9 protein-coding genes are annotated in these 13,974 nt (G+C 40.7%); 4 read left to right on the forward strand and 5 right to left on the reverse strand.

Going from position 1 to position 13,974, the window contains the following annotated elements:
* Positions 1-633: 633 nt before the first annotated feature.
* From OGM63_RS14670 to OGM63_RS14685, 4 genes are all read left to right on the forward strand, one after another.
* Positions 634-3,972, forward strand: a complete 3,339-nt coding sequence (locus OGM63_RS14670; protein ID WP_263746324.1) for a sll1366 family intein-prone helicase — start codon at positions 634-636, stop codon at positions 3,970-3,972.
* Between the two features lie 316 nt (positions 3,973-4,288).
* Positions 4,289-5,134, forward strand: a complete 846-nt coding sequence (locus OGM63_RS14675; protein ID WP_263746325.1) for an SWIM zinc finger family protein — start codon at positions 4,289-4,291, stop codon at positions 5,132-5,134.
* 140 nt (positions 5,135-5,274) lie between these two features.
* Positions 5,275-5,574: a CU044_2847 family protein gene (locus tag OGM63_RS14680; RefSeq protein ID WP_039748013.1), complete on the forward strand. Its 300-nt coding sequence runs from the start codon at positions 5,275-5,277 to the stop codon at positions 5,572-5,574.
* A 281-nt stretch (positions 5,575-5,855) separates the two neighbouring features.
* On the forward strand, positions 5,856-8,123 hold the full coding sequence (locus tag OGM63_RS14685; RefSeq protein ID WP_263746326.1) for an FUSC family protein: 2,268 nt from the start codon (positions 5,856-5,858) through the stop codon (positions 8,121-8,123).
* A gap of 131 nt (positions 8,124-8,254) precedes the next feature.
* Here OGM63_RS14685 and OGM63_RS14690 read toward each other — a convergent pair whose 3' ends face one another.
* The 5 genes from OGM63_RS14690 to OGM63_RS14710 form a co-directional block, all read right to left on the reverse strand.
* On the reverse strand, positions 8,255-9,217 hold the full coding sequence (locus tag OGM63_RS14690; RefSeq protein ID WP_263746327.1) for a hypothetical protein: 963 nt from the start codon (positions 9,215-9,217) through the stop codon (positions 8,255-8,257).
* 3 nt (positions 9,218-9,220) lie between these two features.
* A complete protein-coding gene (locus OGM63_RS14695) occupies positions 9,221-10,348 on the reverse strand; it encodes an AAA family ATPase (RefSeq protein WP_263746328.1) in 1,128 nt (375 codons plus the stop codon).
* Complete coding sequence (locus OGM63_RS14700) at positions 10,345-11,484, reverse strand: DUF262 domain-containing protein (RefSeq protein ID WP_263746330.1); 1,140 nt, start codon at positions 11,482-11,484, stop codon at positions 10,345-10,347. The genes OGM63_RS14695 and OGM63_RS14700 overlap by 4 nt, the downstream gene beginning before the upstream one ends.
* 325 nt (positions 11,485-11,809) lie before the next feature.
* Complete coding sequence (locus tag OGM63_RS14705) at positions 11,810-11,998, reverse strand: hypothetical protein (protein ID WP_263746331.1); 189 nt, start codon at positions 11,996-11,998, stop codon at positions 11,810-11,812.
* A 2-nt stretch (positions 11,999-12,000) separates the two neighbouring features.
* Positions 12,001-13,878, reverse strand: coding sequence for a protein kinase domain-containing protein (locus OGM63_RS14710; RefSeq protein ID WP_263746332.1), 1,878 nt, complete (start codon positions 13,876-13,878; stop codon positions 12,001-12,003).
* Between the last annotated feature and the right edge of the window lie 96 nt (positions 13,879-13,974).

The raw sequence follows: 13,974 nt of genomic DNA on the forward strand, positions 1-13,974 counted from the left end.
TCTTTCTGTGGCAATCCTAACATTTATGCACTATGGCTGACGGTGGAGTACATACAAAGATAGACAACTGACGGCACCAGAGTGCGCTCTTCATCGCTTGTGAAATCTTAGCCTGGGGATAAATGTCTCAAAGGTTCTCGATTGCTACACTCTTATTAAAGGTATATTATTTTGAAAGCTCAAATTAAACATCATCCCAGGAGCGCCCAATTTCTTGGTTAACCATGACAGACCTTTACGTCTAACGGAAGCGCTGTATTAGGTTGTACAATGAAACCATCGTGACAAACAAAGCAAATGCACCAACTGGGAAATGGTACAAAAAAACGCTGACGATTGCATTTGGATTGGTTGTTTTGTGCCATTTACTACTGCCATGACGACAAAATTATTCTCATTCTATTTAGCTGCAAATAAAGCAAATTAAAAATGATTTTTTTTGGTGCTACATTTGAATATAAATCATTAGTTTTTTTGAAAAAATAATCTGATTATACTATTATAAAAGTCAATTTGATTAATAATTAATATTTCCGAGAGTGAATATTTTTGTTTGGATGTATTATTGAATAAATTAAATTATTGCGAAATTAAAAAGATAAAATCAGCAAAATCAAAGATTTAGTTTGACGAATGGCAATTTTACATGGTAATTGGTTAGTTCAAAATCAGGGCGGTTGTTTATTTATTTGGGGAGAGACTTGGCGTTCTGTGGATGTGCATTTGTCCTTAAGTGCGACGGAGATTCCACAACATCCATTGGCGATGAGCGCACTGGAATTAGTGGAATGGTTAAATTCGCGTCACATGACAATTGCCAAGTTCATACAGCCGCAAGTGGCTTTAAGTAAAACTGGGAAGAACAGGAAAGAGGTTGTAAAGAATACAGATAATTTGCGTGTATATTCGCAAATAATTTCCTTACCAAGTCAGATTAGAGAAAGCGGTGAAGAAATAGCGATCGCAATAGCGCATTCTGCCACATTAGGAGAGGAAACAGAATCTCCACAATACCTGCAACCTTGGCATGTTGAAGGTTTTTGTCTCAATCCAAGCCAAGCAATGGAATTTCTCACTTCTCTACCCCTGAGTGCTGCTCAGGTTGAAGATGCCTTTTTAGGAGGAGATTTACGCTTTTGGTCGCAAATTGCCCGTTGGAGTTTAGATTTAATCTCGCGAGGGAAATTTTTACCGACAATTCAAAGACAATCAGATGAAGCGATCGCAGCTAAATGGCAAGCACTTATAGATAGTGCTGTGGATCAAACTCGTCTAGAAAAATTTGCCGCGAAAATGCCTTTGGTTTGCCGCACTTATCAAGTTAGGGGTGAGGAGTTTGGAGTTAGGGGTGAGGAGTTTGGAGTTAGGGGTGAGGAGTTTGGAGTTAGGGGTGAGGAGTTTGGAGTTAGGGGTGAGGAGTTAGGAGTGAGGGGTGAGGAGTTTGGAGTTAGGAGTCAAGAAGTTTTTCCCTTAGCAGTAGATTTTCCAGTAGAACCTGTTGTATTGCTATTGGGATTTCTTCACCAAACGATAGATACTCAAGTTCGCAAAATGGTAGGTTCCCAACCTGTGATAGAAGCCAGAATAATGGCATCTCTACCACCGGCAGTAAAATTGTGGCTGCAAGCTTTAAATAGTACATCCCAAACAGTCAGCGCCGATACAATGGGAGTGGAAAGGTTAGAAGCGGCGCTGAAAACTTGGACTTTGCCGGTACAATACGAAATAACGGGAAAAACTTTATTTCGCACTTGTTTTCAACTGCGTCCTCCAGAGTCAGGAGAAACAGATTGGTTGTTAGCTTATTATTTGCAAGCGGCTGACGATCCAGAATTTATAGTAGATGCGGCAACAATTTGGCATAATCCAGTTGAACAATTGTTTGTTCAAAATCGGACAATTGAACAGCCTCAAGAAACGTTTTTGCGCGGTTTGGGGTTAGCTTCTCGATTGTACCCGCCAATTGCATTGAGTTTGGAAACAGAAAATCCTCAATCTTGCCGTCTCAATCCAATGCAAGGATATGAGTTTATCAAGTCGGTAGCGTGGCGTTTTGAAGACAGTGGTTTGGGGGTAATTCTACCTGCGAGTTTAGCGAATCGTGGGGATATTGCTAACAAATTAGGTTTAAAGATTATGGCACAAACGCCAAACAAACAAGGGCGTTTGGGTTTGCAAAGTCTGCTAAATTTTGAGTGGCAATTAGCTATTGGTGGACAGACAATTTCTCAAGCGCAATTTGACAGATTGGTGGCATTAAATAGTCCGCTGGTGGAAATTAACGGTGAGTGGGTGGAGTTGCGTCCTCAAGATATTAAAACTGCCCAAGCATTTTTTGCCTCTCGGAAAGAAAAAATGACGCTTTCTTTGGAAGATGCTTTGCGTTTGAGTACTGGGGACACTCAGACAATTGAAAAATTACCAGTTGTCAGTTTTGAAGCGTCTGGAGCATTGCAAGAATTAGTTGGAGCTATAACAAATAATCAAGCGATCGCACCTTTAGCCATACCAGAAAGCTTTCAAGGACAATTACGACCTTATCAAGAACGAGGAGTCGCTTGGCTGGCATTTCTGGAACGGTGGGGTTTAGGTGCGTGTCTTGCCGACGATATGGGATTAGGTAAAACTATTGAGTTAATTTGTTTTTTATTATACTTAAAGCAAGAAGAAGCATTAGAAAAACCAACATTACTCGTATGTCCAACTTCAGTGTTAGGAAACTGGGAACGGGAAGTTAAAAAATTTGCCCCAACCCTGAAAGTTGTACAATATCACGGTGACAAACGTCCGAAAGGTAAAGCGTTTGCTTTATCCGTGAAAAAGCAAGATTTAGTTCTCACTAGTTACTCACTGGTTTACCGAGATATCAAGTTATTACAAAGCGTTTCTTGGCAAGGAATTGTTTTAGATGAAGCGCAGAATGTGAAAAATTCGGAAGCGAAGCAGTCCCAAGCAGTGCGACAATTAGAAGCAACATTTCGCATTGCTTTAACGGGGACACCAGTAGAAAATAGATTGCAGGAATTATGGTCTATTTTAGACTTTCTCAATCCTGGGTATTTAGGAACTAAGCAATTTTTCCAGCGACGGTTTGCCATCCCAATTGAAAAGTATGGTGACACGGCTTCTTTGAAACAATTGCGCTCATTAGTGCAGCCGTTTATTTTGCGTCGTCTGAAAAGCGATCGCGAAATTATTCAAGACTTGCCAGAAAAGCAGGAAATGGCAGTATTTTGTGGTTTAACTCCCGAACAAGGCACACTTTATCAAAAAGTCGTTGATGAGTCTTTAGCTGAGATTGAAACAGCAGAAGGATTGCAACGTCGGGGAATGATTTTAGCTTTGCTGACCAAGTTGAAACAAATCTGCAATCACCCATCGCAATATTTAAAACAAAATACTTTAGAACAGCATAGTTCTGGGAAATTGCAGCGGTTAGAGGAAATGTTAGATGTCGCAATCTCAGAAAGCGATCGCGTTTTAATTTTCACACAATTTGCCGAATGGGGTAAGTTACTCAAACCTCATTTAGAAAAGCAGCTAGGACGAGAAATTTTCTTTTTATACGGTAGCACCTCCAAAAAACAACGCGAGGAAATGATCGACCGTTTTCAACACGACCCCCAAGGACCACCAATTATGATTCTTTCTCTCAAAGCTGGTGGTGTCGGACTTAATTTAACACGGGCAAATCATGTTTTTCACTTTGACAGATGGTGGAATCCAGCAGTAGAAAATCAAGCCACAGATAGAGTATTTCGCATTGGGCAAACCCGCAATGTGCAAGTACATAAATTTGTCTGTACAGGCACTTTAGAAGAAAAAATTCATGACATGATAGAAAGTAAGAAGCAACTCGCTGAACAAGTTGTTGGTGCAGGTGAAGCGTGGTTAACAGAAATGGATACAGACCAACTCCGCAACTTACTATTACTTGACCGCAGTGCAATAATAGACGAAGATGCAGAATGAAAAAGTTTTAATAGTTAGTTGTTATTGGCTAGTGGATAATAGTTTAACATAAAAGGGGCGCTTGAACTAGAGGCTGGGGACGCTTGGAAGAGAGGGAATAACAGGGAAGAGCGGATCTCGTGGTTTCAAGAAAGATGTCTTTAGACATGGAAAAGAAAAAAAAGATGTCGGTTGAGAGTGCTTTCTGCACCGTTCCCGACGGCATCGATATCAAATCCCCTACTTTTAAGTATGGGGATTCCCTAACCCAAGCGTCAAAGAGTCTAAACACCCCTCTAAAAACCAACAATTAAGAACTAACAAACAAGAAATTGATATGATTAATGACACACTGCAAGCGAGTCGAGAATGGTGGTCACAAAGGTGGCTTGATTTATTAGATTCATATCGTTTTAAAAAGCGTTTAGAACGTGCGAGAACTTATGCTCGTCAGGGAAATGTTCTCAGCATAGAATTTCAAGGTGCAAAGGTATTAGCTAAGGTGCAAGGTAGCGAAGTTGAACCATATAAAGTTTCTCTTTCTCTCGATCCCTTTAGCGATGAAGAGTGGGGTTATGTGATTGAAACAATGTCTAAAAGAGCGATTTTTGCAGCAAAACTTTTAGCGGGAGAAATGCCACAAAATATCGAAGATGTATTTAGTAGTAATGGTCTTTCGTTGTTTCCTTTCACTTTATCAGATGTTCATAGTAAATGCTCTTGTCCTGATAAAGCAAATCCGTGTAAACATGTTGGCGCAATTTACTATCAATTAGGCGATCGCTTTAGTGAAGACCCTTTTGTACTGTTTCAATTGCGCGGACGTACTAAAGAGCAAATTCTCAGCGATTTACGGCAATTCCGCAGCGCTAACAATGACCAAACGCAATTAATACCTTCCCAAATAACCAACAAGGAACAACTAACAACTAACACTCAACACACTCTAAAAATTGACACTTTCTGGCAGTATAATGAGCCGTTAGAGTCTTCTTTAGTAGTCATTGCACCATCGGGTAGCGAGACGGTGTTAAATGTTTTGGGGCCAATTCCTCTCGGAAAAGAAGAAGAAAATGTTGTAAATTTAACTTCAGCGGATATAGTAATGAAATATTTGGAAACAGTCTATCAAGATGTTAGCCAGAAAGCTGTTTTAGCGGCGATGAATTTAGGAGGAAGTTGAATAAGTTGGGCGCTTTTATTACTGACTGCAAGCTGTTTGAATTTACACCCGGCATTATTTTTATTTTGATTATTTGTTTAGTAAGATTTATAACCAATGATTGAATGTTATAAAAGCAGAGTAATCCTCTCCATAGGAACATGGAACTTCAAAGTAGAATAATTTCCGTAGAACTTGCTGATGGTACAAGTGTCAAAGTAGAAGCTACACCGATAGGTGATCGCAAAATAAATTTTCACACCCGACCTTTTAGCGAAGTAACCGACACGATAGAATCTCTGTCTAAGGAAATTGCCGAAGCATTGCACAAAGTTAAGCCAGATAGATTCACTGTAAAATTTGGTATAGAAATAGGCATTGAATCTGGAAAACTCACCGCTTTACTAGTGAAAGGTACATCTACGGCAAATCTGGAAATTACTTTGGAATGGGGTAACTAGTACCGCAAGTCAAAAGTCAGACTTTTCAACGATTTAAAATGGTTGCTTTATTTACCCCCTGCTGTAAAAATTGCTTGCTGAGGATATTTATCTGTTGTTCTATAGGGGTAGAATTTACGCACTCTCTACGAATTCTTCTTTTGTTGGAGACGCTCCCTCCGTGAACGCTTCAGTAATAGGGATAAACCCCGTCTTTAAAGACGGGGGAGAGCGTTGTTATATGGGCTATAAAATATGACAACCGAAGTGCAATCCTGTAATCATGAATGCGAAAATTAGTCATGCTATCCGCACTACAGAGACGAATCAAATGGCTGTGGAAACCCTTTCAATTGCAACCGGGTAAACCTGCGATCGCTTTAGGATTGCGAACTGCCTTGGCATTGTGTGTACCAATTATATTGGGACTCGTTAGCGATCGCATCAGTTGGGGAACAACGGCAGCTCTAGCAGCCCTCTACGTCAGTATTGCCGATGGGGGTGGTGCTTATAGAGACAGAGCCGTTGTTTTGTTGGCAGCAATGATTGGTGTGGCTGTGGCTATGCCTTTAGCCACTGTTGTCGGTTCTAGCTGGTGGTTGGCAGTAATAGCAACGTTTCTCTGGGTGTCTGCGACGGGGTTGATGGGATTGTATGGCAACTCTGCCAATACTGTTGGTTTTGTCACCTCAATGATGTTTGTCGTCTCGATTGGTGCACCTATTCCACCGACACTACTACAACGATTAGCACTGTGTTTAGCAGGTGGCAGTTGGGCAATGATATTGTCTTTGGGGCTGTGGGTGGTACACCCCTATAAACCTGTCCTCAAAGCTGTTGCTAAGTGCTATCTCAACTTAGCTGCCTTGATAGAGCAAGCTAGTCAGTTCAGCCGAGATGGAATTTCAGAGCAACAGCGTTTACGGGAGATGGTACTTTTACAGGATGCGGTGACACGGGATATAGAAACAGCCCGCAAAGTTTGGTCAGCAGTCCGCTACTCGCGTCAGGGAGCGAGCTGTCGGGGCATTCAACTATTAGTTTTACTTCAAAATGCAGGTCAATTAATGACTATGGTGGTAGCTTTGACAGAAACCCTGGAGGTTGTGGCAGAACATCCACGATTAGCTCTGTTAGAAGTAGAAATTCACCAAGCCATGCAGCAACTCGTCAGCACCATGCGTACACTGGCAAGAGCGATCGCATCTGGTGGAGAGACGACAGTAATACTCACAGAACTAGATAGTGCGATCGCAACTTTAGAAAGCAAGCGGCAAAATCTGCAAATTCAACATTATCAACATACCCATGACTATTACGGGTTAACAAATATCCGCAAAATAGTTAGTAATATGCAAGCCCTTACAGAACAACTACATACAGATGTAGATATTGCTGTAAAATTACAAAATCATCAAAAAATCAGCGTCACACAACCTCATATTAACAAATTGACGGTTTGGGATCGTACCTCAATTCTCAATACCCTACGCGATAATCTGACGTTGCGCTCAACAGGTTTGCGTCATGCTCTACGCTTAGGATTGAGCGCAGCACTTGCCATAGGGCTAGCAGATTGGCTACAAATTCCCAAAGGAAGCTGGGTAGCGCTAACGGTACTTGTCATCTTGAAGCCCAACTTTGGCGGCACGTGGAAGACCGCAGTACAACGGGTAGGCGGTACAATTATAGGGGGAATTCTGGCGATTTTATTGGCATCTTTAATACACAATCACCTGCTGCTAATAGGAAGTATGTTTGTGTTGACAGTCATCGCCTTTTCCCTAAAACCATTAAACTATGGTTTGTATGTATTATTACTCACTCCCTTGATTATCTTGCTACTCAACATTACTAATGCAGGTAACTGGGAAATTGGCTTGTTTCGGATCTTAGATACATTAATTGGTGGTGGATTGGCTTTAATTGGGGGCTATTTACTATTTCCCAGTTGGGAACGTCAGCAATTACCTGTCCAACTAGCGAAAACGATCCAAGCCGATCTTACCTACTTTCAACAAGTTATCACTACCTATATCGATTCCAGCCAAAATATTGACTCTATTCCAGCAATACGACATCGAGCAGCTTTAGAAAACGCCAACGCTACAGCAGCAGCACAGAGACTGCTGAGTGAACCTCGTCATCTACAGGGAGCAGTGGAACCTGTAATGACTTTGCTTGCCTACACGCGGAGCTTTTATAATTCAGTCACAACCTTAACAGAACATTTGCGAGAATTTAGCGGACAGTACCCAATGCCCGGTTTACAGTTATTTGAAACCGCAATAATTCAGGTTTTAGAGAACTTGGTAGATGTCTTGCAACACAACCAGCCACTCCAGCCATTGCCAAATATCGATACACTTTTAGAAGAAATTCATGACCACATCCAGCAGCTACACACAAATCGGATGGCAGAACTGACAACACGTCCCCATGAGATAACTCCTACATTGCAAGCAGTGCGAGACAAAACTGTCATCTCTACAGAAGTAGCTCGAATTGCCCATGAAGTCTGTATTATGCACAAAGCGATCGCTCGTTTCCAAGCCTCTGTATGGGGATAATATCGTGTCCGGCTACGAAATCACCTATTTGGCAGAATGCGCGATCGCACCTCTCTAGTTGTCAAAACTTTCTTATGTGAAATTGGAGACGGTAATGAAGAGCGATCGCTGTTTATAATCAAGTACTGAAATCATTGGATTTTAGAGCCAATGTACCCAATGATGATTTTACCTGGTCCTAATTCTTCAGAGAAATGAAGCCGCCAAGCTCCTGCACCAGTCATCCGCAAATGCCAACTAAAAATACGTTTCTCACCATCAGGACACTTAAAGGTTAGTTCTTGTTTAAACTGCCTGAGCCTTGACTCACTTTCCGGAGTAGCCTTGCTAGGAATATTGTCTGAATTAAAAGCTCCATCTGTCCAAATTTTACAATAGTCCTCAAGCTCAAACAAACGTTTGATAACCTGTCGCAGCATTGGATTGCCGGGATAAAGATTTTGCATTTGCTTGCTGACATCTTCACAAAATTCCAGCCTGGGGAAAAGTTCCTCTTTGCGATTCCAAAGCTCAACTCCATCGCTAACTTCTTGACGAATACGCTGTTGAATACCGTGAATCAGAACAGCGTGTTCTTGAACATGACTGCTACGACTAACATGGATAATATCTACAAGTTCATGGATTAACTCTTCATCTTGATTAAGGCATCTAAATTCAAGTTCTAGGCGGCTACAATCCCAGCATTCCTCAGAGAGCAAGCTAATTGCAATTGTATCAAGTACATAAGCAATACCAAGCCCAATAGCCATTTCTCCCTGGTGGCGAAATTCAGACAAGCTAGAATTATTTTCAATATCTTGGATCTCGGAATTTCCAGTATCGGTTGAAAAAGGAGCTTTAGTTGCTAGAGTTCTAATAAAACCTCGTTCAACTTGATCTACTTCCTTATCATTAAGCCAACGACGTAAAGGATAGTTAGGTGCAAGTATTATTGTATGGAAATTTTCTTTAGTGCGAAGACTTACCTTCACTCCCTGAGCTTTCACTGCTTTTATTGTCTTAATTAGCTCAGACATTCTTTGCTGTGCTATTTGCTCATTTGAAGCAGGATTCCGCAGAGACAGTTCATTTAATATTAAGTCAAAATCCACGTCCTACTCCCCCGCAGGCTCAAGTAAAACATCTAAACTTTTTTCCCATTCATCGAAGAACCCATCGGGCCATTTATCAATTCTGCCGTTTCTATCAATACGTGGTGATACTACTTCTGTAACAGCTTGCCCTTGTTTTTCTTGACGTTGAAAATAATGTAACTGAACATCATCTGGCTTAATTTTGCCACCATGAACTGCAAGACGAATACCATTTAAAACATGATCGCTGTGAGTTTCAATTACAACTTGAATACCACAACTAGCTGCAAGTGATAATAACTCACCCATCTTGACTTGCCCTTTAGGATGTAGATGAGCCTCTGGATTTTCAATTATAATTAATGTACCTGGGTTAGACGCTAATACTGCCACAATAATCGGTAATGTATAGCTAATTCCAAATCCAACATTAGTAGTACGATAGGGGTTACTATCCCCATAGAAATATTGCAAACTCATCAAACCTATATCTGAATTTGAGTTGATTTTAATCCTTGTACCAGGACTCACTTCTCTCATCCATCCTTCAACCTGGCTGCTAAGAGCGTTAGATTTTGCCATTGGATGTCTTAGTTTACTTTGAAGAACATCTTTATCTTGATTAATGGCTAAAAAATGTGCTGTGTATTCTCCTTTAGTGCCTACCTGTCCTAGTCGTCGCGCTTGATAATCTGACATATCATAAGATGTTCGTGGACCGAGACGTTCTGCCTGTAAGTAGTGAAATCTCTTATTAAAAAGACTTAATTTGTAGACACCAGGATCAACTGATAAGGATTGCGTATCTAAAGTATTTAAAACATCTGCATCTGTCTTAATTTGGTCATAGCTAAAATGCCAAATCCCTTTTTTTTCATCTTTCCAAATAATCTCAAAACCAAGATAATCCTCTTTTGCTCTTTCACAAAATGCATCTTGAGCATTACCAATACGTACTAATTCACCGTTCAAGGCTAAACCGACATTTGGCAATAATTCTTGTTGATAAGATTGACGTAGCAGAAGTAAGGATTGCAGTACAGAAGATTTTCCGGTACTATTTAAACCCGAAAGTAAAGTTAGTGGCTTAAATTCGAGTAACTGATTTTCAAAAGCTTTGTAATTTATCAACTTCAGAGAATTAATCATGATAATACTTCTTGAATAATTTTCTCGACTGTTTCAAATCTATGTTCGATTTTATTTGCTGCTTGAGATATTGATTCTAGAAATTCTGCGTCGTTATCTACATATTTAACAAACGTATTTATTAATTTTTGCTTTCTGTCTTTTAATATTTGAATATCTTTACTATCCAGTTTTCCCAAATTTACCGACCAAACTTCAAACAAGGATTTATTAATTGGAAACTTTCTTTTATTTTTCTGAGAAATTTTACGAAAGGCATTATTACCAAAAATATCAAACGCCGCAATCATCGCTTTTTTAAACACTTCTTCTATTTCTTTCATTTTAGATGTAGAAAGATTATTTATTTTCGACAAAGCTTTACTGAAAAAAGAATCTCTAGTTTCATCTTTATATTCTTTATAGTAAATTAGATAAAAAGCGAGAAATCCTAGCACAAACTCTCTATCATCCATTCTCTTTTTCTTGGAATCACTGAGATTAACAACACGTTTGAATTCGGAAAAAGAAGCTAGTTTAGCCAAAATTTTTATAGCTTCACCAGGATTTAAAGCATGTCTAAGTTCTTGATTGGAAAGACGTACACCTCCTGTATTAATACGCTTAAAAATATTATACTTAACTTCCAAAGGCGTACCTTTTTCAATTAAATATACTGTAACTTGAGTTTCTAATATCCGACGTTGATATCTCCGTTCTAATTCATCATAGGTTTTATTATTTAACTCTTTCAAGTATTCTAATCCAACTAACTTAAGTCTCCTATCGGTTTTATCAATCACAAATTGATTCAGAGCAGACAACCTTTGTAATCCATCTACAACTACCCATTCATCTTCATTGGTTCCATCAATATAAAAAGCCGGCAATGGAATCCTAATGAGAATCGATTCAATCAATTTACTTTTTGCTTCTGGAGTCCATATATGTGCTTGACGTTGAAAATCAGGTGCTAAGTTAAGTGCTTTTTCATCAATTCTTCTAAGCAATTGCTCAATAGTTGGCTCCCTTGTATCGATGTTAATTTTTTCAGGATCGTATTGGAAACTTACTTTTTCTTCTTCTTGATTATTTTCATCTTCATCTAATATTTCTTCCTCGAAAAATTCTGTATATTGGTCGTTAAATGCTGTCACGGTATGTACTCCTTTTTTTTAGATATTTCACTTACATTTTAGTATTATGCTTTATACTATTTCAAGAGAATTATTTTATATTTGGATGACTGACCTTGATAGTACTATCTTCCATCGTTGGCAGTTGTAATTAACATCATGTCCGGTAGGTTACATCTGATGTAGAGACGTAGCAATGCTACGTCTCTACAAGGATTTCGGATTTTTTTATTAATGTCAATTAAAGGGACATAATATAACATAAATTGATCGCTTTCCCCACACCACTAAACACAAAAGCAGCTGGGTTAAACCAGCTGCTTTTGTCAAAAATACTCAGATTCGTCTAAACAGTCCAACTCTTTAACTGACACCACTCCCAATACGGTTCGGTTAAGAATATTTGTGAACCCAAAACCCTTGTAGAGACGTTCCACCGGAACGTCTCTACATACGTTAACACCAACCGTATTGACACCACTCCAGCCAGATCCAAAATTGGCATTATCAAATCTTCACGCTTCACCCACGTCATATTTAACACTTTCTGTTTTGAGACACACTCACAAAGTCATGTAAGTTGGCATCCCAAATGCTGATGTAAATTAAATCACACTCCTGGCGCACAATCTGACCTTTTAACCCACCTTGGGTAAAGCTGACATTATCTTTTTGACGTTGTTGGATTTGTTGCAGTCCTTGCTTAATTTCTTCAGTTGCTTCCTCACCTAGCATTCCTTCTAAGGTTGTCTGCATGACTTGGGGGTCTACAGATTGGGCAAAAGCGGCTTCAGTTTGACGCAGTTCTCCGGAATTGCGGTCAAATAAGTAACCAAGGTCGATTTGATTCGGTACTAAGGTGTAAGTCACAGCACGGGTATTGCTCCAAGCACCTCTTAAATCTTTGGCTGGTTTGCCCAAAGCGGCTTCTACTGAGCTTCTTGCCGTACCTGTAGGAAATGCGGGGACGCTTTGGATGTTTGTTGTGGCGATCGCTTCTTTGGCAGGTTTTTTGCTTTTCTTCGGTGGTGGACTTGCATCAGGGCTAAGAAGCTCAGACGGTTGTTCTGTTTGTGGCTGAGTTACTGATGGTGCGGGGGCTTTATCAGGTACTATCGGTACAGGTATATCTGCTGGTTTTTCATCTAATGAAGTACGTGTTTGCTGGGTTTCGGGCTGCGTAGTGGCTGCAATTTGGGGCGCAACAGGTGCAGGATTTGTTGGTTGCCGCCGTGAGGTGCGTCTAATTGGCGCTGGGTCAGGTTGGGAAGCAACGGGCGTATCGGCGGGTTCCTTCGGAGAAACTGGAGATTCTGGGGAAGAAGTTGGAGCTGCTGGCGTAGCTTTTTGAGTAGTTTCCGGTTCGGTCGATGTCGCAATTGAAGCTTCAGGCTGAGGCTTCTGAGTCAGATTAGCGATCGCTACCGCACCAAATAAGCTACCCACAACCAAACCCCCAACAATCCAAGCAGGCTTTTGCCAGTTTCGATTATGCTTGATTTGCGTCGCAGGTGTGTGGGTTTGCTTTTGGGCAACGGGATTGAGCGCGATTGTGGCAATAGTTGGTGCTGCTTGTGGAGTCACAGAGCTAGAGATAAGCAAAGCGTCTAGCATTTTGCTAGCAGTCGAATAGCGATCGCCTGGGTGCGGCTTAATCGCCTGATTTAGTATTTTCGCAAAAGAAGGAGATACATTTGGCGCATATTCAAGCCAAACTATTTCCCCTGTTTGCTGGTTGGTTTCTAGTTCTTGGGGGTGTTTGCCAGTCAGTAAATAAATCGCCGTTAAACCTAAGCTATAAATATCAGTAGCATATACTGGGCGTCCCACAGCTTGCTCACTCGGCATATATCCAGGTGTACCCATCACAAGGGATTGAGTAGGATATCCAGGTGTACCGACAACCGAACGGATCGTTTCTTTGACTGCACCAAAATCAATTAAAATCGGCAAGCGATCGCTAGAGCGCAAAATAATATTATCCGGCTTGATATCCCTGTGGATAATGCCTTTGCTATGGACGTAATCCAAAACTGACAGCAGACGCAAAAGAATTTCTCGTACAGTACTTTCGCTGACTAATCCTTTAGCTGCGACAACCTGTGTGAGGGTTTGACCGTGAATCCATTCTTGAACCAAATAAAACTGCCCCTTCTCAGGAAAGTAGGCGTAGAGTTCGGGAATTTGGTCACTACTTTTGCCAAGATATTCTAAAGTCGCTGCTTCTCGTTCAAACCGCTCTCGAATCAGTTTGTAAGTTTGCGGATCGTTGGCAGCGATCGGTTTGAGTTGCTTAATCGCGCAGCGACGGCGAGAAGGCATATAGGTATCTTCTGCCAGAAAGGTTTCACCAAACCCACCGGCACCGAGTACCTCGATTACTTGATAGCGATTATTTAGCAGCGTTGTTGTCATCCTTCGTCATAAGCCTAGACTCTGAGCGGGGCGTCAGAAGACATCACCCCTTCAAATGTATATCAAATGCCGAGATAAGGGGGATAAGGGGGATAA

It is taken from the genome of Plectonema radiosum NIES-515 (genome assembly GCF_025753815.1).
GTDB lineage: Bacteria > Cyanobacteriota > Cyanobacteriia > Cyanobacteriales > Nostocaceae > Hassallia > Hassallia radiosum_A.

Bases quoted from the DNA above. Each gene is read 5' to 3' on its own strand.
- OGM63_RS14695 (WP_263746328.1), bottom strand. From the start codon at position 10,348: ATGATTAATTCTCTGAAGTTGATAAATTACAAAGCTTTTGAAAATCAG.
- OGM63_RS14675 (WP_263746325.1), top strand. From the start codon at position 4,289: ATGATTAATGACACACTGCAAGCGAGTCGAGAATGGTGGTCACAAAGG.
- OGM63_RS14710 (WP_263746332.1), bottom strand. From the start codon at position 13,878: ATGACAACAACGCTGCTAAATAATCGCTATCAAGTAATCGAGGTACTC.
- OGM63_RS14670 (WP_263746324.1), top strand. From the start codon at position 634: ATGGCAATTTTACATGGTAATTGGTTAGTTCAAAATCAGGGCGGTTGT.
- OGM63_RS14705 (WP_263746331.1), bottom strand. From the start codon at position 11,998: ATGACGTGGGTGAAGCGTGAAGATTTGATAATGCCAATTTTGGATCTG.
- OGM63_RS14680 (WP_039748013.1), top strand. From the start codon at position 5,275: ATGGAACTTCAAAGTAGAATAATTTCCGTAGAACTTGCTGATGGTACA.
- OGM63_RS14685 (WP_263746326.1), top strand. From the start codon at position 5,856: ATGCTATCCGCACTACAGAGACGAATCAAATGGCTGTGGAAACCCTTT.